Origin of the sequence: Cellvibrio zantedeschiae (assembly GCF_014652535.1) — a bacterium.
GTDB lineage: Bacteria > Pseudomonadota > Gammaproteobacteria > Pseudomonadales > Cellvibrionaceae > Cellvibrio > Cellvibrio zantedeschiae.
Window position 1 is genome coordinate 2,126,225 of record NZ_BMYZ01000001.1, and the last position, 25,924, is coordinate 2,152,148.

Sequence of the window (25,924 nt, forward strand, 5' to 3'; positions counted from 1 at the left end):
TGACGTCTCAGCGATCTTTAAAATCGTGGATGTAAAAAAGCGTAAGTTGGTGAGCTAGCGCACTTACTAAAAATCGCTGTCACGGCATTCTGAGCCTGCACAACCGGGGCGACCCAAAAAGTGAAGCAAAAGGATTAGCTTCACATTCGATTACACGCAAACAACAGGGAAAATAATAAATTCTTAGTTGAACTTATTCGACATTCACTTTTGCTCGTGCTGATTTGATTGTTGAACGAATCGTTTTACCGTCCATACGTTTTTGTTTTGAACTGTAAGTAGGTTTAGTGGCACGCCGGTCTTTTACAATTTTAATTGCGTCCACCACGATTTCCCGTAAACGCTCCAAAGCATCGGCACGATTCATTTCCTGAGTGCGATGACGCTGGGCCTTGATAATTAAAACGCCATCACCTGAAATACGCTTGTCATCCAACGCGAGTAATCTCGATTTACAAAATTCACTGAGTGAAGACTTATGAATATCAAAACGCAAATGTATCGCACTCGACACCTTGTTGACATTTTGCCCGCCAGCACCTTGCGCTCGCATAGCCGTGAGCTCAATTTCGTGCAGGGGAATATGAACATGGGAATTGATGATGAGCACTACGCAACTACTCCAGTGCACAGGTTTGAATGGCCTGCGTCTTCGTCTTTTCGTCAATCAAAATTGGCTGCAAGCGACTATCGAAGCGAATCTGGTAGGAACACCAGCGTACAATAATTGCCCCCAGGATTAAGCCCGCAAAAGCACAGAGCGCGGTTAATCCATCACCCAAATTTTGTTGGTGGGCAATGAATGTAGACGCAATCATTGCCAGCAAAGGCACCATGTAAACAAACAGCGAACCATTTGCAATTACCTCATCGGGGACACCAATTTGCACTTGGTCACCCAATTGATATTGCGCTGAATCACGCCCGTCCAACAGCACCCACAAACGCGAAGCGCTAGCTCCCCATTTCGCCAGCATGCTATGACCACAACCTTTTTGCGCCTGGCATGAACCGCAAGCGGAACGCTGAATGGTTTCCACCCAGAGTCCTTCAGGTTCGATAGCGACAATTCGGCCAGTTTCAAGAAGCATGTGAAGCACCTGGATGCGGAAGAGAAAATTTACAGACGATCTGAAAATGAAAACGGGGCTAAAGCCCCGTGATATTTTGCGCGATTTTTGCGGCGGCGGCGACCGGTATTTCACCGACCACACTGACCCTGTAGGTTACATCCTTCACAACCAGTCGCGACATATAAGCCAAGGTTGCTCCACGCTTGCCTGTGCCTTCAGGTACAAAACTCGTGGTTGCTTCAATAAAAATACTAAAGGTAGTTAATCCATCAGTGTACATAAGCATGGATTGACCATTTGCCAGTTTACGCTGGCCGGCGAACACAAACCCCGGTGGCGCCCAACCGACATTCCACGCAGATGGCTTGGTAAATTCGGTGGGGTTACAAGGCGTTACGTCAGCCACAGCTTTGTGTTCACGCAATAAACTTTTGGATTTGAATTGGTTGAAGTCAGGATCCAACTCAATTGAAATAAATTGATAGCGTTCAAGTGGGCGCGCAGTTTCATCTATCAACCAGGACTTAAGTACCAGCCCAGTCTCTTCATCAATATTCAGGAGATATCCGTAACGATAGGGATCTTTAGGGATCACCTGCAAACCGCGCGACCACCGCCCGGCAACACGTTCGCGCCCACGGATTTCAAATTGGTAGAGCTGATCCATTTTTATCAGGGTTTTACCAAGCGAAGCAAAACTACCTTGAAGCAATTCGTCACCCATAGCCTTGCAATCGACTCGCTGCCCATCGCGCACGATCACACGCTCAGGGCCATTCAAAAACAGGAAGCGATCATGCTCAATACCGTTTTCAATCCAATGCTCTACACGAAAGCTTTGCAGCTCACTGGTTTGATTTTGATAAGTGAAAGAACCACGGTAATTAATGCGGGCAGCATCTTGTGACATCTTGCTTAAGAGCAACTGCACGGTAGGTAAACTGTTGAGCGAGGGATTTTGCGTAGCGACTGTTTGAGCTTGGACTGATGTAGTTATCGCCAATACGAAAGACGATAACCACAAGGACATTTTGGGCATAACTTATTCTTCATCAGTAATGATTACACGCGCATAAGGTAATACACCTTGGCCAGAGTTCATAGCCGCATTATCAGAATGCGCATTAATCATTTGGTTTACATAACGCGATACTTCTTCATCAGACACCACGGAATTAGCCTGACGCGGTTGGAAAGTCACACGGCGATTTTCTTGTGGACGTGTTTCGTAGCCAGTTTGTACCGCAACAGTGCGGGTGTTCAACATAGGGCTGTTAATACCAGATGGTAAAGACACTGTGTTATCCACCGGCGCCTGCGCAGGTGTTACTACCGTATTGCTTGCAATTTGAGGTGCAACAGTGGCGACATTTAATTCACCTACGCCCAAAATCATACCGCCAGCCACAGACGCAACCAAAGCAACACGACCTAATTGGTAGCGCCAACCTTGTTGGGGCTTGGTTGCAATCACTGGAGCTGGCTGTTCGACTAACGCATCTTCTTCATCAATTGCCGCACTAATACGTGCCGCAAAATCAGACATGACAATGGGAGCTTGTTCCCCACGTAAGACCGCACTAGCAATTTGGTAGCGTGACCAAGTCGCTTTAACTTCAGCATCCTGCTCGCTGGCTTTTAATATTCGCTGCAACTCAAGCTCGGAGGCCTGATTATCCATCAGTGCCGAGATTGATTCTGCAAGGACTTGCGGCCGGTTTTGCTCACTCATTGAGATTTACCTGTTAACTGAAAAAGGTTTTCAAACATTAAAGACAGCAAATTTCTACTTATAAACTGCAAATTTCCAACGACAAACTAGATGTTTCCCAGCAATTTTCTTTGCGCTGCCTTTATGACCGAAGTTCACTATAAAGGTTCAGCTAAGATCCACAATTTTTGCATATTTACACGAAAACACCTTTAAGGCGATTTTGAGTTACTTATCTACACAAAAATCAGATAGTTACCGCCAAAAACTCTAGTTTGTACAGATCGCACACTACTCCACCAACGGCTGGATCTTTTTATCAATCGCCTCACGCGCGCGGAAAATCCGTGATCGCACAGTGCCAATCGGGCAATCCATGGCTTCAGCAATCTCTTCATAACTTAAACCGTCAATCTCGCGCAGGGTGACCGCCATACGCAAATCATCAGGTAAATCGCGAAACGCCTGGTCGATTACCGACTGCAACTCGTCCCGCAGTAAATTGCGTTCCGGAGTATTCATCTCGTGCATGGCATCGTTGCCGGCGAAAAATTCGGCATCATCAACATCTACGTCACTGGCAGGCGGACGGCGGTTGCGAGCGACCAAATAGTTTTTAGCGGTATTGATCGCAATGCGGTACATCCAGGTATAAAACGCACTTTCGCCACGGAAGTTAGGCAGCGCGCGGTAAGCCTTAATGAAAGCATCCTGGGCGACATCTTGCACTTCGGCATGGTCGCGAATGAAACGGCTGATTACGGCAAAAATTTTATGTTGATATTTAAGTACCAACAAATCGAAAGCGCGTTTATCTCCCTTTTGCACACGCTCTACAAGTTGTTGATCGACATCGACTTCGGGCGCTACTTGCGCTGTCATTCTAAAACCCCCAAAGCGTCCTGGCGCCTAAAAATTGGCCAAGACCAGAAAATCAGTACAGTGTGAATGTACCAACAGTATATTCGTTACGAGCAATTTCTGGTTGTGATTGCTGCTTTGTACGCCATTGACTCAGTGGCGATACAAAAGTTCCACGTTTTCACAGTTGTGATTGATAGTTGCGATTATTAGTTTCACGAGCTGCCATTAGGAGTTTAGCTGACCATTGGCGCTTGGCTTGTATATACTGGCGTCAGTTTACGACTTTGTTCTTCTTATTGCTGTAGAAATAACTCATGACCCAAACCTTCTCCCACGATGTTCTTGTTATTGGCTCAGGTGCTGCTGGCTTAACGCTTGCGTTAAGTTTGGCGCGTCACGCCAAGGTCGCTGTGCTCAGTAAAAATGCCTTGAACCAGGGTTCCACATGGTTTGCCCAAGGCGGTATTGCAGCCGTTTTAGATGATCAAGACTCCATTCAGGCTCACGTTGCCGATACCTTAATCGCCGGTGCAGGTTTATGCCATGAAGATGCGGTGCGCTTTACTGTAGAAAACAGCAAAGGCGCTATCGAATGGTTAATTAACCAAGGCGTTAGCTTCACCAAAGAGAACGGCAAAGAGGACTACCACCTCACTAAAGAAGGTGGTCACAGCCATAGACGCATCATTCACAGTGCAGATGCTACGGGTCGCGCAGTACACAGCACGCTTATCGATCAGGTTAAACAGCAAGAGAATATTGACCTGTTTGAAGATCACATTGCCGTAAACCTTATCACCCAGGCTGATGCCGACTCGCGCAAGCTGCGCTGCACGGGTGCCTATGTGTTGAACAACAACACGGAGCAAGTCCACGTATTCCAAGCAAAAGTGGTCGTACTTGCCACTGGTGGTGCGAGTAAAGTTTACCTCTATACCACCAATCTGGATGGAGCGAGTGGCGATGGTATTGCGATGGCGTGGCGCGCAGGCTGCCGCATTGCGAACATGGAATTTAACCAATTCCACCCGACTTGTTTGTATCACGCATCTACCAAGAATTTTTTAATTAGCGAAGCCTTGCGAGGTGAAGGTGCTGTGTTGCGTTTGCCAAATGGCGAGCGTTTTATGCATCGCTTTGATGATCGCCTGGAATTAGCACCGCGCGATATAGTTGCACGCGCTATCGACTATGAAATGAAACGTTTGGGCTGTGATTGTTTATATCTTGATATCAGCCACAAAACGCCAGAATTTATTAAAGAACATTTCCCCACTATTTACGCGCGCTGTTTGGAGTTGGGGATTGATATCACCAAAGAACCTATTCCCGTTGTACCTGCAGCCCACTTCACTTGCGGTGGAATTGTGGTTGATCAAAACGGTTTAACGGATTTGCAAAATCTCTACGCAATTGGTGAAACCTCCTTCACCGGTTTGCATGGCGCAAATCGTCTAGCGAGTAATTCCCTTCTGGAATGTGTTGTGTACGCGCAATCTGCCGGGCAACAAATTATTGACTCGCTTGCGAAGATCAACGCTCCAGAGCAATCCAAACCCTGGGACTCAACTCGCGTAACTGATTCCGACGAAGACGTTGTGATTTCGCACAACTGGGATGAGTTGCGCCGTTTTATGTGGGACTACGTAGGCATTGTGCGCACACACAAACGTTTGCAACGTGCATCACATCGCATCAAATTATTGAAAAAAGAAATTGCGGAGTATTACAGCAATTATCGTGTGAGTAGCGATTTGATTGAGTTGCGCAACTTGGCAACCGTGGCGGAATTAATTATTCGCTCCGCATTAGATCGCAAAGAAAGCCGTGGCCTCCACTACTCGCTCGATTACCCCGACAAATCCAATATTGCTCGCGATACTATTTTGGTTCCTACCAACTTTGCTGCGCAGGATGTGGTGGTGAGTAAAGAGGTTTAAACGCGATAATCATCTTTGACTCCCCCGTATGAGCTCCCCGAGCACTGGAAGAAAATTGTTGGCAAACGCACAGGATGTGCGTTTGAGTGACTACGCGACAGGGATGTCGCGTCGGAACGACAGCCATTTTCTGAAGCGCGCACGACTGCATGGATGCAGTGGTCCGGCATTCCGGAGGTAGAGCAACGCAGGAGCAGTTGCCGAGGAAACAGGAGCGATTCGGGTCGCCTTTCTTTGGGTTACTTTTGTTCATGAAAGCCGTCCTTGGCTTTCACCCCGTTGGGTCAGCTACGCTGTGCAAAATTGCTCCTGCATTTTGTGGACAAGCAACGAAAAGTAACTCGCCAGCAGGCGAAATAAATACCGACTATTTGCACGCACTACCGATACTTAAAACCTGTCCGCAACCAAACCCGCAAACATCTCCAGTCATCTGGCTTCACCGAATCCTGCAAAATAACAATGCGATGTATTCTTCCGCTTATAGTTTCGCGCAGCGGTAAAATAATAACTCCAGACCACAATAAAATTTCACCAAAAGGTTCGAAGATAGATTCACCCGCAGAACTTTTTAATCGCCACACATTTTTTTGAACTTCCAAAGATATTGGCAATGAATTTTTAGCGCGCCATCGCTGACGCAACACAAAAGCAACCAAGATCAAAAACATCAGCCATAAAAGTGGCCAATAAAATGCGGTTAAGAAAAAAGGGAAAAGAGCAATCGCAGCTGCGCATAGAATACTGCTGTAAACAGCGAGCTCAAGGCGCCATAAGATGATTGAGGGAACAATAACAATCGGTGCCAAATCGACACCGGCTGTAGTTGTAGATGAAGTTGCTAAATGAGAATCAGCTGCGCTGTTCGGGCTGGAGGCCGGTATTATCTCTGACAATGTTTACAATCCTTTTTAATTCATTATCGTCCGGGTCTTCACGGCGTAAAAACCAGGCAAACATATCCTGGTCTTCACACTCCAATAGTTTCCAATACAATTCTTTGTCCGCTTGCTCAAGCGTGGGATATACGTTTTCCAAAAAGGGCATAAGAACCAAATCTAACTCAAGCATGCCGCGGCGGCTGCCCCAAAATAAACGATTTCTTTCCACCTATTACACCTTCACAAGAACCAAGAGGCGCGATTATACCCGAAAAGCCTTTAACGGCGGAAAGCTTTGGCAATTAGGCTACCGGCAGCTTGGTTTATTTTTAATATGAAAGATGGGATACACTAAGCCCATTCACGTTCATCGACTTTACAGAGTTTTAATCATGTCCAATTGGAATCCATTTTTAATCAGCAAAGGCGCTATCGAAACTTCGGATGGGCGCGTTGATTTCCCCATCGCCGAAATATCATCGGAAAAAACCTATTTGATGCCGCTTACCCAAGGCTTGATTGAAATAAAAGGACCAGACAGCGCCAAATTTTTACAGGGACAAGTCACCTGCGATGTGCGCGAGCTGGCCGAAAAAACAACTCGTTTGGGCGCGCAATGTAATATCAAAGGCCGCATGCTTTTGTGTTTCCGTGCCTTGCAATCGGATAGCGAACGTATCCTGCTGCGCATTCATGCAGGTTTAGTCGCCAATGGACTGGCGAGCCTCGGCAAATATATTGTGTTTTCCAAAGCCAAGTTGGCTGATATCAGCCCAAGCTATCGATATTTAGGTATTTCCGGCCCACAGGCTGCGCAGATTGTTAAAGATGTCTTCGCGGTAGAGTTAATCAAAGATGATGATTGGCAGGCCGCTGGTGAACATCTGATTATCCGCATTACAGAGAACCGTTATGAGTGTTGGCTAGCCGCACAAGATGCCGAAAACCTGTGGAATCAAATGAGCGCCAAGGCAACTCCCGCAGGGCAAAATTTATGGGATCTGCTGAATATTCAGGCCGGTATAGGTGACATCACGCCCGAAACCTTTGAAGCCTTTACGCCCCAAGCGATAAATTTCCAGTTAGTGAACGGTATTAACTTTCGCAAAGGCTGCTATACCGGGCAGGAGATTGTGGCGCGCTTGCATTACCGCGGTACACTCAAGCGTCACATGTATAGATTCGGGTTTACCGGCGCGCAGCAGATACCTGCTCCCGGCTCAGAGCTCATAAACGCCGATGGTAAAACCGTGGGGGAAGTTATTTTGGCAGCCTACACCGGCAGCTCTTCCGGTGAGCTGCTAGCCAGCGTAGTGGACGATGAGCGAGTCGCCATCTACCTCGCAAATAACCCGCAAAAACTCAGTCTCCTTGCTTTACCTTATGCTATACCTACTCCAAATGAGGCGGATTAACCCGCCCGACCAACACCATTCCTACAAGGTTCTGGTGATTAATTAATCTAATACAAGTAGGTAGCCCATGAGTCAAATTGCCGAGCGTGTCCGCCAGGACATTATCACCGCCATCAAAACTGACCAATTAGTATTGCCCACCCTGCCCGAAGTCGCGCTCAAAGTACGTGAGGTTGCAGATGACCCTAATTCCGATATTGAAAAGCTTGCCGGTGTGATTGGCGGTGACGCTGCGCTAAGTGCTCGTATTATTCGCGTTGCTAACAGTCCATTGCTGCGCGCCTCTCGTGCAATTGAAGATTTAAAAACGGCACTTATGCGTTTGGGCATTTCTTACACCTGCAACATAGCCACCGGTTTAGCGATGGAACAAATGTTCCAGGCTACCTCCGATTTGATCGATATGCGTATGCGCGAAGTGTGGAGTCGTTCGAGCGAAGTTGCCGGTATCAGCCATGTGCTATGCCGTCACTACACCAAATTGCGCCCCGACCAGGCGACCCTGGCCGGTTTAGTTCACAAGATTGGCGTTCTGCCGATTTTGACTTACGCTGAAGATCACCCCTTTTTGCTAAACGACAGTTTGACGCTCGATAAAGTCATCGATGAATTGCATGCGCCTATTGGCGATTTGATTTTACGGACGTGGGGATTCCCGGAAGAACTCGCTCATATTCCCTCACAGCACGTAGACTTCCAACGCAAAATTCCCAAAGCAGATTATGCCGATGTGGTGACTGTCGCCATGCTGCAAAGTTACGCTGGCTCCAACTCTCCTTTAGCGCAAATTGATTGCACGCAAGTCACCGCGTTTGAACGTTTGGGTCTTGATCCAGATATTCAAATTTCTGAATCGGAAGATTTGTCAGCCGATATGGAAGCGGCTATGTCCTTGCTGCTTTAATTTAAACCTTCTTTAATTCAAGCCTTCTTTTACTCAAGCCTTCTCGGGCAAACGCCAGTCAATTGGTGTTTGTCCGTGCTGCTCCAAATATTGATTTACCTTCGAGAAATGCCCGCAACCGATAAATCCACGATGAGCCGACAAAGGTGATGGATGAGGCGCGCGTAAAATTAAATGTTTACGGCCATCAATAAATTGTCCTTTTTTCTGCGCATAACTTCCCCACAATAAAAACACTACGCCTTCACGCTGTTCATTCACGATTTGAATTGCACGATCTGTAAACTGCTCCCACCCCTGCCCTTGGTGTGCGCCAGCTCGCCCTTGTTCAACAGTCAAAGTGGCATTCAACAAAAATACACCCTGATCAGCCCAACTCTGCAAAAAACCGTGCTTGGGAATGGGATAATGTAAATCGCGCTGAATTTCTTTATACATATTTTGTAATGAGGGCGGCGTTGCTACACCAGGCAATACTGAGAAACATAAACCGTGGGCCTGATGCGGACCGTGGTAAGGGTCTTGCCCAAGAATCACCACTTTTACATTATCGAGCGGCGTTGAATTGAAGGCGTTAAAAATATTTTTGGATTCAGGATAAATAACTTTTCCCGCTTGCTTTTGCTCCAACAAAAATTGCTTGAGATGCTTCATGTAGGGCAACTCAAACTCGGGCGCTAAATGCGCAAGCCAGCTGGGATGTAAATCGATTGGTTTTTTAGTGGAACTCATAAAAGCCTACCCAATAAAATTTTGTCGATTTTACACAGATAAGACCTCAGAACCATATTTTTCATCGCTAAATCCAGCTCATCATGCACTGCAGGACGCCGCTCCTGCGCGTCCATGCGCTCGCGGCATACCGTTCATCCTGAACATAAAAAAACCCGGTATCACTACCGGGTTCTCTTTTATGCTTCGCTAAATTTCAGCTTACGAAATTAAAGCTTGTCGCCGTGCTCAGCCAGGTATTTAGCAACGCCTGCTGGAGAAGCGTCCATACCTGCATCACCTTCTTTCCAACCTGCTGGGCACACTTCACCGTGCTCTTGGTGGAAAATCAACGCATCAACGGTGCGAATGGTATCGTCGATGTTACGGCCGATTGGCAAGTCGTTTACGATTTGTGAACGCACAACGCCTTCTTCATCGATTACGAAAGTACCGCGGAAAGCAACACCATCTGCAGATTCTACGTCGTATGCTTTTGCAATTGAGTGAGTGATGTCAGCAACCAAAGTGTATTTAACCGGGCCAATACCACCTTCGTTTACTGGAGTGTTACGCCATGCGTTGTGAGTGAATTGTGAATCGATAGAAACACCAATCACTTCTACATTGCGCTTTTTGAACTCTTCTACGCGGTGATCAAACGCCAACAACTCTGATGGACATACAAAGGTGAAGTCCAATGGGTAGAAGAACACAACTGCTTTCTTGCCCTTGGTTGCTGCTGAAAATGAGTAACCGTCAACGATTTCGCCATTAGCCAATACAGCTGATGCGGTGAAATCCGGTGCTTTTTTACCTACTAATACGCCCATGTCATATCTCCTGTGAGTTCATCTGAAAGTTATGATCGCCTCCCAAGCAATTGGCACATAAAAATGTGCGAAATTTGATTGCTTGAGATTCATCAATAGTGCCCAGCTATCATACACAGGCATTTCCAGCTGTCCCATTGATTTTTTATATAGTGCGTCTATACCTATGGCTATAAGATTAAAGAGTGGCCAATCGCCTGCTCTCCGCCACAGGTTATTAATGAAATCTCACAATTCCCTCGCTCACTCTATCGGCATATGTTGGCTCCTCGTGGCGGCAGATGCGCTTTCCGCTACGCCTACCGTTTTTACTCACCGTGTGCGCGATGCTTACGTGAATTCGTCACCCACTTACGAAACAGCGCTGTTAAAACTCGCACTCGACAAAACCGTTGCAGAATATGGGCCTTATGAACTGAAGCCGGCACCGCAAATTAACGTGAGCCGCAGCCTGCAAAGTATTAAAGCCAATACTTTTCCTAACTATTTCGCCAGCCTTGGCTACAACGAGAGTTATGGCAGCCCGGATGAAATCAGCTACATCCGCTTTCCCATCGATCTCGGTCTTTTAAGCTATAGAACCTGCTTTGCTCCCCAATCCAGCCTTGAGCAGCTGGCCAAGATCAACACCCTGGATGAGCTTCGCAAACTCACCATCGGGCAAGGGCGCGGCTGGGTTGATGGTTCCATCCTCAAACATAATGGATTCAATGTGGTAGAAGTGGAACCTTACTCGGTTCTGTTTAAAATGGTTGCAGCCCACAGACTTGATCTCTTTTGTCGTGGTGCTAACGAGATCAAAGAAGAGTTTGAGCAATGGGGTACAACCGAAGGCTTGGGTTACGACCGCCACCTGCTGATTTATTACCCCATGCCGATCTTTTTCTATACCAATAGCCAAAACAAAGAGGCTATAGCGCGGGTCACTAAAGGCTTGAAAAAAGCCTATAAAGACGGTTCCCTTCTGGCACTTTGGCGCACCCAACACCAGGCCAGCGTAGACTTTGCCGAGCTTGATAAACGTAAAGTCTTCAGGCTGGATAACCCCTTGGTCAAATCCGTTGACTTTGACTACTCCAAATATTTTTATCACGTAAACATCAATCGCAAAGCGTCTCACCAATGATTCCAGTCGCCTGTTGATTGCCCAGACTGCCCCAAAATTGATACCATAGCGGCCTTTTTAAGCAGGCCAGATATTTTGCCGGTTTACCCCCGCCTCACCTTTATTTCCATATACAGAGAACATCTATGTCAGTTGATTTTCGCTCAGCTTCGCTTACTCATTTGGCTTACAACGACGAGTTTGTTGCTCGCCACATAGGCCCAAATGCCCAGCAAACCGCCGCTATGCTCGAGACCTTGGGCGTAAGCTCAGTGAAGGAACTGATTGATAAAACTGTGCCGGACAATATTCGCCTGAAAGGCGAACTCAACCTGGGCACTGCAGTGAGCGAGGCGAATGCCCTCGCCCAATTGAAAGCTATCGCCAGCAAAAACAAAGTCTTCAAAAGCTATATCGGCATGGGCTACCACGACACGCTTGTACCCTTAGTCGTTCTGCGCAACGTATTGGAAAACCCGGGCTGGTACACGGCTTATACACCCTACCAACCAGAAATCGCCCAAGGTCGTTTGGAAGCGTTGCTCAATTACCAACAAATGATTATCGACCTCACCGGCATGGAAATGGCGAACGCCTCGGTGTTGGATGAAGGCACGGCGGCGGCGGAAGCCATGGCCATGTGCAAACGCCAAAATAAAAAGAGCAAATCCGATGTGTTTTTTGTGGATGCCGATACACACCCGCAAACTATCGCGGTAGTAAAAACCCGTGCAGAACATTTCGGCTTTGAAATTCATGTTGCCGCTGTTGATGAAGTTGCCAATGGCGATTACTTTGGCGCGTTGCTGCAATACCCAGGCTCAACTGGCGTTGTGCGTGATTTAACTTCTCTCATCGAAGCTGCACACAAAAATAACGCGCTAGTCACCGTGGCTACAGACCCAATGGCATTGTTGTTATTGAAGTCACCCGGCGCTATGGGTGCGGATGTTGTAGTAGGCACCAGCCAACGCTTTGGCGTACCTATGGGCTTTGGTGGCCCACACGCTGGCTTCTTCGCCTTCCGCGATGCCTACAAACGCTCTGCCCCTGGCCGCATTATTGGTGTGTCCATTGATGCACGCGGCAAGCAAGCATTGCGTATGGCGATGCAAACGCGCGAACAACATATTCGCCGCGAAAAAGCCAACTCCAATATTTGTACATCGCAAGTGTTGTTAGCTGTCATGAGTGTGTTCTACGCGATTTATCACGGCCCCGATGGATTAAAACGCATCGCCAATCGCATTCATCGTTTAACGTCTATTGCCGCAACCGCATTGCAGCAAAAAGGTTTTGTACTCGCGAGCAATAATTTCTTTGACACCATTACTGTAAACGTTGGCGGCAAGCAAAACGAAATTAATCAAGCTGCACACGCGGCAGAACTTAACGTGCGTCTAGTCGGTAGCGATTCAATCGGCATCAGCTTTAACGAAACCACTAGCTTGCAGGACATTGCAAACCTGTTGGCAGCATTCGGCATTGTCGATGCAGAACTTGAAAGCATTGACGATATTCTTTCTGTTACCAACAAAGCAATTCCCGCAGAATTGCTGCGCACCGATGCGGTACTAACGCACCCGGTATTCAACAGTTTCCACAGCGAAACTGAAATGCTGCGTTATTTAAAACGTTTGGAATCAAAAGATATCGCACTCAACAATGCGATGATTCCACTCGGCTCTTGCACCATGAAATTAAATGCAACCGCTGAAATGATTCCCGTGACCTGGCCAGAATTTGGCAAATTGCATCCGTTTGCACCAATCGACCAAGCGCAAGGCTACAGCGAATTATTTGAAGAACTGCAAGAGATGTTAAAAGCCTGCACGGGTTACGACGCAATTAGCTTGCAACCCAACGCAGGTTCACAAGGCGAATACGCAGGCCTCGTCGCCATCAAAAAATATTTTGAAAGCAAAGGCGAGCAGCGCGATATTTGTTTAATTCCCTCATCCGCACACGGCACCAATCCCGCGTCTGCACAAATGGTGAGTTACAAAGTTGTTGTGGTTGCCTGCGATAACAACGGCAACGTAGACCTCAATGATCTCGCACAAAAAATTGAAACTTACGGCGAACAAATCGCGTGCATCATGTGTACTTACCCTTCAACACACGGCGTGTTTGAAGAAGGCATTACACAGCTCTGCGATATGGTTCATGCCGTAGGTGCGCAAGTTTATATAGACGGTGCCAACATGAACGCACTCGTCGGCGTAGCAGCGCCAGGAAAATTCGGCGGCGATGTTTCGCATTTAAACTTGCACAAAACTTTCTGCATTCCGCACGGCGGCGGCGGCCCGGGTATGGGGCCCATAGGCGTAGGCAAACATTTGGCTCCGTTCCTCGCGGGGCACAATGTGCAATCAGTTCCGGGAACAGATCCCGCGAACGGAACAATCTCTGCTGCACCTTGGGGCTCAGCAAGTATTCTCCCTATTAGTTGGATGTACATCAAAATGATGGGCGCCGTCGGCATGCGTCAAGCAACTGAATACGCGATGTTAAACGCAAACTACGTTGCGAAAAAACTCGAAGATGCTTATCCAATTTTGTACAAAGGCACTAACGGATTTGTTGCGCACGAATGCTTGCTGGATTTGCGTCCACTAAAAGAAGCTAGTGGAATTAGCGAAGAAGATATTGCAAAACGCTTAATGGATTTCGGCTTCCACGCGCCAACAATGTCATTCCCGGTTGCTGGAACTTTGATGATTGAGCCAACCGAATCTGAATCAAAAGTTGAGTTGGATAAGTTTATCGAAGCTATGCAAATCATCCGTAAAGAAATCGCGCAAGTTATCGCTGGCGAAATCTCTGCCGATGCTAGCGCATTGCACAACGCACCACATACGCAAGACGACATACTCGAAGAAAACTGGACCCGCGCTTATTCACGCGAAACCGCAAGCCGCCCTGCCGCTTGGTTGAAAAACCACAAAGTTTGGCCGAGTGTAAATCGTATTGATAACGTTTATGGAGATCGTAATCTCGTATGCTCATGTCCGAGCATTGAGAATTACATAGATTAAATACATACGGGCCGCAAGGCCCGTTTTGTTATTTACTCAGAATATTAAACAAAATTTTTAAAAATGTTTTTAAGCGCAAAAGGGAAACAACAAGCACAACGCGGTTACGGAGATGAAATAAACATGAAACTTGCTCCCCTTCTTTGTGTTCATGATGTGCAATCAAGTAGTCTTTGGTATCAACAACTATTGGGCTGCACGAGCGGTCATGGTGGAGATGAATACGAGCGACTGAATGTAAATGGGGAACTCATATTACAATTGCACAAATGGGATACAAAACATAATCACGGCCCGCTTGGTGACGCGCAGCTGCGTCCATACGGAAATGGTGTGCTTCTGTGGTTTGAACTAAATGATTTTCACGCTGCAGTGACTCGTGCTTCTGCAATGGAGGTAAAAGTTCTTAAGCAACCTCATTTGAGCGAGAATGAAAATTGGGAATATTGGTTATGTGACCCCGATGGCTACACAATTGTGCTTACAAGCCCACTTCCGCAACACACCTCATAAACCCCGCATTTAAAAATATAGACAAAACTTCGGTTTATCTAAGTTTTGAGCAATTGAAAATCCTTCGTGAAACTGGCCTTAATGACCAAGCCTTTAAGCAAACTGCTGCCTAAATCTCAAATTCAATTGAAACGTCGCCAAAATCTCTCAGAAAAAATATTAGCTTCTATACTTAAGCGACAAGGTAGGCAGCAAGCTTTTAGGCTGCTTGAGTCCAGTCAAGGAGCGTTACATGTTTTTCAGCCCAACAATCAGGAATAGGCTTTTTTGTGCAAGCTTGAGCTGCACATGCTGTGCCGTGAGTGCAGCTCCAAATGAAGCTGACCAATTGTTGGAGCTTGCCCTTGAAGACTTGATGAAAATCAAAGTCGTATCCACTACCCGCACCGCGTTAAACGTGTGGAAAGCTCCCGCTACGGTTAATCTTTATAACGCACAAGATATCCGCGAAATGGGTTTTAAAACCCTCTACGACCTGCTCAACACAGTGGCGGGAGTACAAACCTACAATGCATCCGTCGGCCGTCAAAGAGCCTGGTTCAGGGGTGCGCAAAGCGAGTTCAACAGCAAAATCGCTCTATTTATTGATGGTGTGCCCTTCCGAAATTTGCGTGGTGGCTTTCCCATGGATATGGCATTGCCGATTGATACCGTAAAAAGTGTTGAGATAGTCCGCGGCCCAGGATCGACCTTGTACGGTACCAATGCCCTTTCGGGCTCTATCCATATTCGCACCTTTAGCCCAAGTGAGCTGGGCGATCGCACTCAAGTAAAGGCGGAGGCCGGTAATCAAGAGAGCTATGGAGCGCTGGTTCAGCATTCGCAAGTGATGGACACTGGTGGATTTACCCTTGAAGCGAGAGACTGGAAAAGTAACGGTTACACTAGCGAGCGAGATCGCTCTGGCCTGAACTTATCAGGGCAATCAACACCGCAGGAACTTCAGTCTGCGCGCGCTAAAGCATCTTTCCTCAACGACAAATTAATAGTGTCTGCATCAGCCAGCCGTTTTGAGTTTCACACACCTTACAAGGGCGTATTCCGCCCTAAAGATATAGCAGACTACGACACGCAGCTTAGCCTTAATTACAGAGACAGCTTGAGTGAAAATGTTGACCTGGATTTTCTAACTTACTACAAGCGCATCAAAGCTAACGAAAGTGAAACTAATACACTCTTTTTTGCGAGCGGAAATGTTCGATCATTTACTGAAGAGTTTTCTCAGGAAGAAACTGAACTTTTTGGTACACAGCCCTACATCACCTGGAACCTGGACGAAAAAAACCAGTTGTTAATAGGTGCCGATTTGCAACATGAGCGAGTGCTGGCCAATGTCATTTCGCCCCTGACAACCACTTACAGCGAAGATGGCACTCATGGTGCCCCTACTCCTGCCGTCATTGACTGGAGTGGCCGCAAGATATCTACACAACGCGTCGCGCTCTACGCGCAACATACTTTAAATTTTAACGAGGGCCGTACAAGCCTGACAACCGGATGGCGGCATGATGCGGTAGAACGTTTAGATGCTGAAAACAGTATTCGTATCGGCCTAACGCAAGATTTCAATCCAAATTGGTTTGGCAAACTTTTATACGGAAGCGCATTTCGCGAGCCAAGTTTTGTCGAATACCTGCGCATTGATGCAGGCGAAATAGCACCCGAATCTGAAGACATGAAAACAGCAGAGCTACAGTTAGGTTATCGCACAGATAAACAATTAAGTACGCTCACGTTTTTTTCGAATCGTTACGATAACTATATTGAAAGAGATAATACCGGCGCCATAGGAACCGAAAATTTTCGTAACACTGGCCGTCGCCAAATGAAAGGAATTGAATTCGAAAGTCGCATCAGCATTAGCAATCAATTAAAGGTATTTTTTAACGCAGATTATTTGCACACACATGATGATGAGTTAAATATTTCCCTACCCTTTCTTGCAGATTATCACGTCTCTACCGGTGTAAATTACTGGTTTCCATTACTGCAAGGAAAACTCAATAGCAACCTTTATGTACGCAATAGCAGCGACCGTGAAGATTTTGACTCCTCCATTACGGTGCAACCGGGAGGTCACCTGCGACCCAACACTTACAGCGATGGTTATTACATCCTGAACGCAAACATGCAATATCACGCGCAGTACGCTGCGGGCCAAGAGTTCACACTTGAGCTCAACATCAAAAACTTATTGAACGAGCAATACTACGACCGCAACTTACCTTTAACAGGTTTCCGTGGTGTTTATAAAGACAAACGCTACACACTTTGGGACGCCCAAGCACCAAGCCGAACAATAACACTGGCGTTAGAATATCGTTGGAAATAAATTCATCACTATTATTCTTTTTAATCTCCCTGTCGGCGGATATTTAATCCCCTCCCACACCAATTAAGGATCTTTAAGGATCTTTAAGAATCCCGGCTCGCCTGATAAACCAGTGTATAAACACATTTCGCTCTAGCGATTCCATTATCTAAAAATGTGTTTGTTTTATAGTGCTTTTATCAGCTCGTTAAAACCTGGAGAATCATAATGAAAGAGTTTGCGCTAATCGGTCAGCTTTTTATTGCACTTGCTTTATTTGTCTTTGGAATTCAGCACTTTGCTTACCTGAATTTTGTAACACGTGCCTTCCCGCCCTTACCCTTGTGGATTCCTGCATCTGGCGTTTTTGCCTGTATTTTTGGCGCTCTCTTATGCTTAACCAGTCTCGCAATTGTATCCAGGTATAAAACGCGCGTGTTTACGTTGTTACTTGCAAGTGCAATTTTTATTATGTTCGCCATATTTTTGCTTCCATCCTTATTGGTAAATCTTAAAAATGGCTTTTTATGGACAAACTCCGGTAAAGCTTTGGTGCTAGTAGGCGCTAATTTATTGGTCGCGGGAAGTGTCGCCGGGGAAACCTCAAATAGCCTCTTGAAATTTCTGGAACGATTTATCCCCCTTGGCAAATATCTACTGGCCGGATTTTTTATTCTAGCCGCCATACTGCATTTTATTTATGCGGAGTTTGTAGCCACCCTCATCCCCGCCTGGATTCCTGCACATTTGTTTTGGACCTACTTTGCGGCAATTGCCCTTATCGCCGGAGCGATTGGCATGCTTGTTCCAAAAACCGCAAAATTAGCAGCGGCATTGTCGGCACTGATGGTTTTCTTGTGGGTAATTCTGCTACACATCCCACGCGCGTGGACTATCCACGACGCAAACGAAACAACCTCATTATTTGAAGCGCTGGCCATGTGTGGCATGGCACTGTTAATTATGGTGAAGGCAGCAGAAAGCAGGAACACACCGCAGTAATGTTAAGGCTACAAACGGTACGGTGATTTTTAAGCAGAGCACATCTTTTTGCGACCATAACAGCCCTAAAGTTGGTTAAAAATCCAACAGGAGTGGCTGAGTAATAATCCTATGGTAATATGTAGAAAGATGGGAATTTGGTTTATTCTTATCCAAGCACCTAGCTATTTTTGATCTATAAGAAAAACCTTTGTGCCCGGCTTTAAAAGGCTAGGCACATCACTAACGCTTAAAAATGGGAGTCACCTAAATGTTAGATTTATTAAAAGTCGATTTAGAAAGCCAATACAAAGGTTTCAACATTTGCTTCTGGGTTATGTTGATAATAGCCACTATAGCCTCTTTATTAGGTAGCCCCAATTTGGCTATCGCTTTGGGCACATTAGGTTTGGTAAGCGGCGCGATTGGTCAACTAAAATTAATATTAATGAACCAACAACGCTTTTTAGCAAACCAGGAAACATTTCTTACCAACCAGGAAAAGTTTCTGGCAAACCAAAAATTGTTCCTTGAACAACTTGAAGCCATAAAAACAAAATCTTAATCATTTCTATTAGCCTCCCGACAACAATATCGCAGTCGGGAGGCTAAATATCTTGTTATATCCCGACACCCTCACAAGATACCTGGCAATTTTCATTGCTTACCCGCAACAATCTGTACCTCAATATAATTTAATACACCAACGATTTATCCAAACATAACAGGAATTATTTCATGCTATATAGTAAGCACTTTTTCGGTTACGCCCTATGCCTCGCACTTAGCTTAGGCATTTCTTCAATCGCTCACGCCTCAAACGTCAAACTCATTACGGGTGGCTATACCGACAAAGGTGGCGAAGGTGTTTACGGCTTAAGTTTTGATACAAATACAAACCAATTCGGCGCGCCGCAATTATTAGCAAAAAATAATAATCCATCCTTCGGGCTCAAAAATAATAATCTCTGGTACTTTGTTGACGAAACCAATGAAGGCCAGTTATTGACATACAGTAAGAACGAAAAAAATGAATTAACCCTTTTACAAAAGCTATCCGTTGCAGGTGCATCGCCCTGTTACATCGCCAAGCGCAAAGATGGAAAATATATTGCAGTCGCTAACTACAGTTCTGGCAGTTTGTCCGTCTTTGAATTAGATAAAAATGGTGTACCCAATGGACAACCACAAGTTAAACAACAACAAGGCACTGGTCCAAATAGCCAACGTCAGGAAGCAGCGCATGCACATTGGGCCGGCTGGTCACAATTAAATGATGCGAAAAAAACGACAGGTATTTACGTTGTAGATTTGGGTGTAGATAAAATATTTTGGTATCCACAAAATGCCAAAGGTATTTTAGAAGAAGGCCAAGTAGCGTTCAGTGCAGCACCTGGCGATGGCCCTCGTCACTTGGCGATTTATCCAAACAAACCTTGGGTATATGTACTCAATGAATTAAGCAATACCTTGTCGTTTACACAACAAGACAACAATGGTCGCTTAACGGAAATTCAAAAAATATCTACCCTGCCCTCAAACTTCAAAGGCAAAAATACCGCAGCTCACATTGTCATTAGCGCCAATGGAAAACACATCTACACATCAAATCGCGGCGATGAAAATAGTATTTCCGTATTTGATATTGCCGCCGACGGAAAACTAACCTTAACGCAAACTATTAGCAGCCAAGGCAAAGTCCCACGTTTCTTCCTGATATTAGAAGACACGAAAAAAATTCTAGTCGCCAATCAGGAATCAAATAACCTGGTTGTTATGAATATACTTGCCAACGGACAGCTCGAATATACAGGCGCACAAACAAAGGTGCCTAAACCAACTTTCATCGGTCTGGAATAAATTGATAAGTTATAAGTACGGGCCTTCGGGCCCGTTTTTATTTGGTTTGGTTTGCTACCAATATCTAATTAGTGCTCGCTCTATAATCCGAAATTATTGGGGGAGCTCTTCAAGCCTTTGATTAAACTGATTTTTATTTTTTCCGAAACAGCAATTAGGCGGGATTATACAGTGATTCCACAAATTAATTTGCATTATATTATGTGGGTTATATAGTTGGCGCTATCTAATAAACTGTTATGCATGAGAGGAAGTCGTGAGCGTAAAATATAAATGTAGTTGCTGCGATGAAATTATTGAGGGTATACCAACTTTTGCTTGGCAAAAGCCATTGGCATATTTTGAAGTTCCACAAGAAGAGCGTGAAAAAATATTTTTAACTGAAGATTTATGTGTTATTGAAGACAAATGGTTCTTTGTTCGTGGTTGCATTGAAATACCTGTCATAGGTTCAGAAGAGCCTTTCATATGGGGCGTCTGGGTTTCGTTAAGTGAAGCCAACTTCATGGAGTTTCAAAAGCTCTTGGAAATGAAAGAGCGTGAAAATTTTGGTCCTTATTTTGGTTGGCTGAACGCTTCTATTCCGGTTTATCCTGAAACTGAAAACCTAAAAACTATGCTCCATATTCGTAATAACGGAATCAGGCCGTTTATTGAGTTGGAAGAAACAGATCATCCACTTTCAATAGAGCAAAAAAATGGCATTTCTATAGAACGGGTATCCGAACTATACGCTGCAATTGCACACAGAAAGTAAATGCATAACAAGTCGCTCAAGCACCGCACACTTCGTGTGCTGGACAGTTTTTAAGTCGCAGCTTTGTGGTTTTGCTGCGCAAAAGTATTCCACAAAACTACAACTTAAAAACTGCCGCTTAGCTCGGCGTTAGGAAATAACAGAATGGAAAGCATGAGAAACTGTAAAAATTATTTATGTGCTCTATTTTTAGCTATTTTGTGTTCATGTGCAGCAGCGGAAGATAAGCCAAACCAAATTATCGGATACTCGAAAAACAATATTTCGTTTTCTATGCCAAGCAATTGGAAAGTAACAGAAGACGTTGGAGAAAATAGCTCAAGGCATATATTTGTTGAATCACCTGGTACAGCTATGGTCATGGTAAATACATATGCAAAAGAAAACGCACCTTCCTTTAAGGAATACGTTGTCACCATAACCGACAGAGCAAATAAAAAATTCTGGCTGGGTTTAGGCTCAATTTCAAACGGTAAGATATCTGAATTTAAAAGCTCACTTAATGGTCGTGAAGTTACCGTATTCAAAAATGAATATGTTGCAAAAATATTTGGCTTAAGTGTTCCACACGTTAGTGAATTTTATTGCTTTGAGTCAGAGTCATATATAGCATACGTTTCAAGTCAGGCCGCCACAGAAGACTTACCAATGGTTTCTAGTGGTTTTAATCTTGTTCTATCTACATTTTCTTGGAACCAGCCACATTAGCACGTAGGTACGATTAGCACAGCGTAATCGTACGCATGAAAAACCAACCCATTAGTAGAGAGAGAAGGAATGCCACATTTTCATCGAGTACAATTACGTATTTAAAATTTTGCATCACAAATTGATCGCACATAACTGAAGCACAGATATAGCTATAGACATTGAATTTGGATATTGGCATTCGTACGATTACGCTACGCTAATCGTACCTACGAGATCGCGTTAAACTAAAAAGGAAAAAGGAGATCATCGTGAATACAAAATTAAGCAGTATTTTTATTGGTGCCATATTGGGCGGAATTGTTTTTCTGCTTGCTATTAATTTAATTGGTTATACCGCTGCAATTGTTCTTCCTTCATCTATTTCAACTTGGGCCAAAGAGCATTCAGTTACCGCTATAGTCCTATTCGTTTGGGACATGCTTATAATTCAGCTATTAGGTATTGGTATATTGGCCGCACTTTCTACTTATATTCTGTTAAAAATTTCATCTTTCAATTGGCTGTACGTGGCAATTGGTTTTGTTTTAACTGAAACTACCTTTTCGTACTCATGGTTGTTTTCGTCATCTTTTCCTGAAAATCTACCAAGTTTTAGTTATATACAATTTACACCACACTTTATTGTTGTAAGTTTTTGTGTTTTTTTAGCAGCTAGCTTTGGTGCTAAAAGCCAGAAAAGTTTAACGAGTTGCTGAAGCAGCGCATCTTAGGAGCTGTGGTTAAACTTAACCTCAAGAGATTCAGCTCAGGTTTATTGGCCGGGTAGGATGTGGCATTACAAGAAGTCACTTCAATAACACCAACTTCAATCGGATATTATTTTTAATGCGTAATCAATATTTAGCTATTTTATCCCTGTTATTGCTTTGCATCAGCAGTCAGGTCGTGGCAGTTGATGCTACACAACAACCCACGCTTGCTAACTATAAAGAAGGTGAAAAATGGGTTTGGAAATATAAGGGGGTAACAACGAAAGGAGAAGTGCGTGCAGATGGTAAAGACACAAAGGAAATAACAAGTAAGAACGGCGAATTGTTTATGGTAACTGCATCTGAAACGATTCCATTGGCCGAGATTGTCAAACCAGTTAAAAGCAATACTTCTAGATACAATTGGCCTTTGCAAGCTGGAAAAAAATGGACATTTGAAGAGCACTGGACTAGTGAAGATGGCACTAAAGGCTCAACTATTCAGGATGCCGAAATTGTGTCATTCAAACCTGAAAAAGTAGAGGCAGGAACATTTATGGCTTATACCATAGAATATAAAGGTAAAATTTCAAATTCTCGCGGTTACAGCGCAGCCACGGAAGATATACATGTATATGCGCCCGAATTGAAAACGTTTATCAAACTTACTCAGAAACAAGACGACTATTTCTATACTGAAGAGTTAATTAAATATTCTAAATAAGAGAAGTTAACAAGCGACGGTAGTGTCAACAAGTCGCTCAAGTACCGCGTGAAAAAGTCGCGCAATTAAAAATTAGTTTATTAATCACGCCCAAAATAAAACCGTCGAAATTTAATAAACCGAAAAAATAGGTTGGAATAAATATCCAACCTATTTTTTGCCTGGATATTTAAACTTTCGCCCCTATGGGTAAACGCTTAATAGGTTTTCCGGTTGCAGCAAATAATGCATTTGCAACTGCGCCTGCAATAGGTGGTAAACCTGGTTCGCCTACACCGGAAGGAACTTCAGCAGAAGGAACTATATGCACATCTACTTTGGGCATTGAATTGATACGCATTACGTTATAAGTATGGTAATTGGTTTGTTCTACCACGCCTTTATTTAGTGTAATAGCTTCACCTAATGCCGCGCTTAAACCCATTCCTATACCGCCCTCCATTTGAGCGCGAACCACATCGGGGTTTACAGCAACACCGCAATCTACAGCGCAGGTAACGCGATCTACATGGAAGCTACCATCGTCTTTAACACTTACCTCCGCCACTTGCGCAACCCAGGTGCCAAAAGATTTATGCACAGCGACACCGCGACCAACACCTTTTGGTAAAGGTTTGCCCCAATCACTTTTTTCAACGGCGAGATTTAAAGCACCTAAAGCGCGCGGCTCTTTAGCGAGCAATTCACGACGTAAAGCTACCGGATCTTTTTTTGCAGCTTTGGCAAGTTGATCAATAAAAGTTTCTACCACAAATGCGTTGCCAGAATTTCCAACCGAGCGCCACCACAGCCCCGAAACCTTAACAGGAAACTCTGTTGCCTGAACTTGCAGATTTGGAATTGCGTAATGCATATCGCTAATGCCTTCTGCAATTGTGCCATCTACCGGTCCCTGGATACCGCCTTCAAAAGGAGTGCCACGCAAAATCGGTTGTGCTACGGCGTGATGTTGCCACGCAATTAATTTTCCATCGGCAACTGCACCGCGAATGTGGTGAACTGACATAGGGCGATAGCGAGCGTTAAGAATTTCGTCTTCACGCGTCCACACCATTTTCACAGCACGGCCCGGCACTTGTTTGGCGATATTGGCTGCATCAACCACATAATCATTTGCACAAGCACGACGCCCAAAACTGCCGCCTGCATAAAGCGTATTGATTTTTACTTGCGCGGGTTTAAGCCCAACCACTCCGGCAACTTCCTGTTGATCTACCGTAGGCATTTGGCAGGCATACCATAACTCGCAATTGTCTTTCTCCAATTTAGCGACGCAATTTAGCGGTTCTATAGGGGTGTGCGCGAGATAAGGTAATTCAATTTCAGCTTCAACAACATTGGTGGATTTAGCAAGCGTTGCCGGAGCATCGCCAGAATTTTTCATGATGTGGCCAGTCTTGCGGGCTGTATCGTGGCAGGCTTTAAAAAGTTCGTCGCTGCTGCGAGTTTCACACGCAGATAAATCCCAATCAATTTGCAATAATTTTCGCGCCTTTTGTGCACTCCAAAAATTGTCGGCAACCACGGCAATACCGCGCGGAATTTCAACCACGGCAACAACACCTGGCGATGCCTTTGCTTTTGCAGCATCGAATTTTTTAACTTTACCGAATACTTGTGGCGGATAAGCGACAAGCGCGGTCAACATGCCGGGCAATTGAATATCTTGCGTGTATTTAGCGGTGCCGTTGGTTTTTTCTGCGCTGTCTTTACGAGGTAATGGCTTGCCGATAAATTGAAATTGTTTTGGATCTTTCACTGCGGGTTGTTGCGGTGCCGGTAAGGTAGCTGCCTTAGCCGCGAGAACACCAAAACTACTGGTACGATCACCGTGGGAAATTATCCCTTTGCTAACACGAATTTCTTCAGCGGGCACTTTCCACTCGGCTGCTGCCGCACTCACTAGCATGGCGCGCGCAGCGGCACCCGCTTGACGCATTTGCATCCATGAATTGGCGATGGATGATGAACCACCTGTACCTTGCGCGTTACCCCAAAATAAATTGTTGTAGCGGCTCGCATCCGCAGGGGCAGATTCCCAGCTAATTTGCTCCCAATTTGCATCCAACTCTTCCGCAACCAGCGAGGTTAACCCTGTACTCACGCCCTGCCCCATGTCCAAATGCTTTACAACAATAATGACTTTGCTATCGGGCGTTATTTTTAAAAACGCGTTAAATTGCGGTGCGTTATTTGTTGCGCTTGATGATTTGCTTGCAGTTGCAGCCGCCGCGCCCTCTGCAACAAAACCAGCACCTACAAGCAGCCCGCCACCGACGCCCGCCGCTTGTAAAAAATGGCGGCGCGACAGGGCCAATGTATCTTCATTATGGTTGCGCGAAGCTAATTGTTTTAAAAAGTTCATTAGGCTTTACTCCCCAAATTATCAGCTGCTTGGTGAATAGCATTGCGGATGCGATGGTAGGTTGCGCAGCGGCAAAGGTTACCCATCATGGCAGCATCAATTTGTGAATCTGTCGGTTTGCTGTTGGTTTGCAACAGCGCCGTGGCCGACATGATTTGTCCTGACTGGCAATAACCACATTGCACCACATCAAGATTGCGCCACGCTTGTTGCACTGCCTGAAACGCTGGTGAATTCATTCCTTCTATGGTTTGAATATTGGCGCCCTGCGCCGCCGATAAGGGCACACTACACGAGCGCACTGCACTGCCGTTCATGTGTACAGTACAGGCGCCGCACATAGCCATGCCGCAACCTAATTTAGTACCGGTCATTTTTAATTCGTCGCGCAGCACCCAGAGCAAAGGAGTATCCGGGTCTACATTAATTTGTTGGGCCTTGCCATTAATCGTGAGGGAAATCATGGAGTAACTCCTTTGAAATATTTAATGACCGAACATAATAGTTAGCACTGTTAAACACGGCTTTCGCCTATTTA

Annotated in this window: 25 protein-coding genes; 14 read left to right on the forward strand and 11 right to left on the reverse strand. The window is 45.3% G+C overall.

Annotated features, from left to right (window positions below):
- Positions 1-193: 193 nt before the first annotated feature.
- The 5 genes from arfB to rpoE all read right to left on the reverse strand — a co-directional run bounded on the left by arfB (position 194) and on the right by rpoE (position 3,666).
- On the reverse strand, positions 194-610 hold the full coding sequence (gene arfB / locus IE104_RS09460; RefSeq protein ID WP_189417774.1) for an alternative ribosome rescue aminoacyl-tRNA hydrolase ArfB: 417 nt from the start codon (positions 608-610) through the stop codon (positions 194-196).
- A gap of 7 nt (positions 611-617) precedes the next feature.
- Positions 618-1,091: a SoxR reducing system RseC family protein gene (locus IE104_RS09465; RefSeq protein WP_189417775.1), complete on the reverse strand. Its 474-nt coding sequence runs from the start codon at positions 1,089-1,091 to the stop codon at positions 618-620.
- Between the two features lie 58 nt (positions 1,092-1,149).
- Positions 1,150-2,112 carry a MucB/RseB C-terminal domain-containing protein gene (locus IE104_RS09470; protein ID WP_189417776.1) on the reverse strand — a complete coding sequence of 321 codons (963 nt, stop codon included), beginning with the start codon at positions 2,110-2,112 and terminating at the stop codon, positions 1,150-1,152.
- 3 nt (positions 2,113-2,115) lie between these two features.
- Positions 2,116-2,805 carry a sigma-E factor negative regulatory protein gene (locus tag IE104_RS09475; RefSeq protein WP_189417777.1) on the reverse strand — a complete coding sequence of 230 codons (690 nt, stop codon included), beginning with the start codon at positions 2,803-2,805 and terminating at the stop codon, positions 2,116-2,118.
- A gap of 270 nt (positions 2,806-3,075) precedes the next feature.
- The gene (gene rpoE, locus IE104_RS09480) at positions 3,076-3,666 is read right to left on the reverse strand and encodes an RNA polymerase sigma factor RpoE (RefSeq protein ID WP_189417778.1); all 591 of its coding nucleotides are present in this window, start codon (positions 3,664-3,666) and stop codon (positions 3,076-3,078) included.
- 296 nt (positions 3,667-3,962) lie between these two features.
- Here rpoE and nadB point away from each other — a divergent pair, with 296 nt between their 5' ends.
- A complete protein-coding gene (gene nadB, locus IE104_RS09485) occupies positions 3,963-5,588 on the forward strand; it encodes an L-aspartate oxidase (protein WP_189417779.1) in 1,626 nt (541 codons plus the stop codon).
- 380 nt (positions 5,589-5,968) lie between these two features.
- Here the strand turns inward: nadB and IE104_RS09490 are convergent, their stop codons facing one another.
- The gene (locus IE104_RS09490) at positions 5,969-6,484 is read right to left on the reverse strand and encodes a protein YgfX (RefSeq protein ID WP_189417780.1); all 516 of its coding nucleotides are present in this window, start codon (positions 6,482-6,484) and stop codon (positions 5,969-5,971) included.
- Positions 6,441-6,698 carry an FAD assembly factor SdhE gene (locus tag IE104_RS09495; protein WP_189417782.1) on the reverse strand — a complete coding sequence of 86 codons (258 nt, stop codon included), beginning with the start codon at positions 6,696-6,698 and terminating at the stop codon, positions 6,441-6,443. The genes IE104_RS09490 and IE104_RS09495 overlap by 44 nt, the downstream gene beginning before the upstream one ends.
- A gap of 163 nt (positions 6,699-6,861) precedes the next feature.
- Between IE104_RS09495 and ygfZ the strand changes: the two genes are divergently transcribed.
- Positions 6,862-7,884 (forward strand): CAF17-like 4Fe-4S cluster assembly/insertion protein YgfZ, encoded by a 1,023-nt coding sequence (gene ygfZ / locus IE104_RS09500; protein WP_189417783.1) that lies wholly within the window; start codon positions 6,862-6,864, stop codon positions 7,882-7,884.
- Between the two features lie 67 nt (positions 7,885-7,951).
- Positions 7,952-8,788 (forward strand): HDOD domain-containing protein, encoded by an 837-nt coding sequence (locus IE104_RS09505; protein WP_189417785.1) that lies wholly within the window; start codon positions 7,952-7,954, stop codon positions 8,786-8,788.
- A 33-nt stretch (positions 8,789-8,821) separates the two neighbouring features.
- Here the strand turns inward: IE104_RS09505 and ung are convergent, their stop codons facing one another.
- Positions 8,822-9,520, reverse strand: coding sequence for a uracil-DNA glycosylase (gene ung / locus IE104_RS09510; protein ID WP_189417786.1), 699 nt, complete (start codon positions 9,518-9,520; stop codon positions 8,822-8,824).
- Between the two features lie 209 nt (positions 9,521-9,729).
- Entirely contained in the window at positions 9,730-10,332 is a 603-nt protein-coding gene (locus IE104_RS09515; protein WP_189417788.1) for a peroxiredoxin, read from the reverse strand.
- Between the two features lie 220 nt (positions 10,333-10,552).
- Between IE104_RS09515 and IE104_RS09520 the strand changes: the two genes are divergently transcribed.
- The 11 genes from IE104_RS09520 to IE104_RS09570 all read left to right on the forward strand — a co-directional run bounded on the left by IE104_RS09520 (position 10,553) and on the right by IE104_RS09570 (position 23,021).
- The gene (locus tag IE104_RS09520) at positions 10,553-11,458 is read left to right on the forward strand and encodes a transporter substrate-binding domain-containing protein (RefSeq protein WP_189417790.1); all 906 of its coding nucleotides are present in this window, start codon (positions 10,553-10,555) and stop codon (positions 11,456-11,458) included.
- A 125-nt stretch (positions 11,459-11,583) separates the two neighbouring features.
- On the forward strand, positions 11,584-14,475 hold the full coding sequence (gcvP, locus tag IE104_RS09525) for an aminomethyl-transferring glycine dehydrogenase (protein ID WP_189417791.1): 2,892 nt from the start codon (positions 11,584-11,586) through the stop codon (positions 14,473-14,475).
- A 123-nt stretch (positions 14,476-14,598) separates the two neighbouring features.
- Positions 14,599-14,988 (forward strand): VOC family protein, encoded by a 390-nt coding sequence (locus IE104_RS09530; RefSeq protein WP_189417792.1) that lies wholly within the window; start codon positions 14,599-14,601, stop codon positions 14,986-14,988.
- 298 nt (positions 14,989-15,286) lie between these two features.
- Positions 15,287-17,320: a TonB-dependent receptor plug domain-containing protein gene (locus IE104_RS09535; RefSeq protein WP_189417794.1), complete on the forward strand. Its 2,034-nt coding sequence runs from the start codon at positions 15,287-15,289 to the stop codon at positions 17,318-17,320.
- 207 nt (positions 17,321-17,527) lie between these two features.
- Complete coding sequence (locus IE104_RS09540; protein WP_189417795.1) at positions 17,528-18,301, forward strand: DoxX-related protein; 774 nt, start codon at positions 17,528-17,530, stop codon at positions 18,299-18,301.
- Between the two features lie 250 nt (positions 18,302-18,551).
- Positions 18,552-18,845, forward strand: a complete 294-nt coding sequence (locus IE104_RS09545; RefSeq protein WP_189417797.1) for a hypothetical protein — start codon at positions 18,552-18,554, stop codon at positions 18,843-18,845.
- A gap of 173 nt (positions 18,846-19,018) precedes the next feature.
- Positions 19,019-20,140: a lactonase family protein gene (locus tag IE104_RS09550; protein ID WP_189417799.1), complete on the forward strand. Its 1,122-nt coding sequence runs from the start codon at positions 19,019-19,021 to the stop codon at positions 20,138-20,140.
- A 256-nt stretch (positions 20,141-20,396) separates the two neighbouring features.
- Positions 20,397-20,897, forward strand: coding sequence for a DUF2199 domain-containing protein (locus tag IE104_RS09555; RefSeq protein WP_189417800.1), 501 nt, complete (start codon positions 20,397-20,399; stop codon positions 20,895-20,897).
- Positions 20,898-21,041: 144 nt separating this feature from the next.
- Entirely contained in the window at positions 21,042-21,605 is a 564-nt protein-coding gene (locus tag IE104_RS09560; protein ID WP_189417802.1) for a hypothetical protein, read from the forward strand.
- Positions 21,606-21,856: 251 nt separating this feature from the next.
- Positions 21,857-22,303: a hypothetical protein gene (locus tag IE104_RS09565; protein WP_189417803.1), complete on the forward strand. Its 447-nt coding sequence runs from the start codon at positions 21,857-21,859 to the stop codon at positions 22,301-22,303.
- Positions 22,304-22,433: 130 nt separating this feature from the next.
- Complete coding sequence (locus tag IE104_RS09570) at positions 22,434-23,021, forward strand: hypothetical protein (protein WP_189417804.1); 588 nt, start codon at positions 22,434-22,436, stop codon at positions 23,019-23,021.
- A gap of 169 nt (positions 23,022-23,190) precedes the next feature.
- Here the strand turns inward: IE104_RS09570 and IE104_RS09575 are convergent, their stop codons facing one another.
- Together IE104_RS09575 and IE104_RS09580 are read right to left on the reverse strand one after the other, a co-directional pair.
- Positions 23,191-25,386, reverse strand: coding sequence for a xanthine dehydrogenase family protein molybdopterin-binding subunit (locus tag IE104_RS09575; protein ID WP_189417805.1), 2,196 nt, complete (start codon positions 25,384-25,386; stop codon positions 23,191-23,193).
- A complete protein-coding gene (locus IE104_RS09580; protein ID WP_189417807.1) occupies positions 25,386-25,850 on the reverse strand; it encodes a (2Fe-2S)-binding protein in 465 nt (154 codons plus the stop codon). Before IE104_RS09580 ends, IE104_RS09575 begins: the two co-directional genes overlap by 1 nt.
- Positions 25,851-25,924: the final 74 nt, after the last annotated feature.